Here is a 311-nt window from a genome sequence, read left to right as displayed (position 1 = left end):
CCGCGACCATGCCGAACATGACGAGGCCCGCCCCGCCGAGCACGCAGGGCGGCACGGCCTCCACCAGGGCGGCGAGCTTCGGGATGAGGCCGAGGGCCAGCATCACGCCGCCGCCCACCACCGTGACCCAGCGCGAGCGCACGCCGGTGACGCCGACGAGGCCGATGATCTGCGAGAACGAGGTGTACGGGAAGGTGTTGAACACGCCGCCCAGCACGGTGCCGAGGCCGTCCGCCCGCAGGCCCCGGATCAGGCGGGGCTCGTCCACCGTCTCCCCGGTGATCTCGGCGAGCGCCAGGAACATGCCGGTG

1 protein-coding gene is annotated in these 311 nt (G+C 73.3%); it reads right to left on the bottom strand.

The window, feature by feature from the left end; all coding sequences use genetic code 11:
- Positions 1-311, bottom strand: a 311-nt coding sequence (locus CVH10_RS19220; RefSeq protein ID WP_369335887.1) for a solute carrier family 23 protein, incomplete at both ends; no start/stop codon positions are given.

The sequence above is a fragment of the Halomonas sp. ND22Bw genome (assembly GCF_003011945.1).
Taxonomy (GTDB): Bacteria; Pseudomonadota; Gammaproteobacteria; order Pseudomonadales; family Halomonadaceae; genus Halomonas; species Halomonas halophila.
The sequence above is the reverse complement of the archived record's forward strand: the minus strand, read 5'-3'. Positions and strand labels throughout refer to the sequence as shown.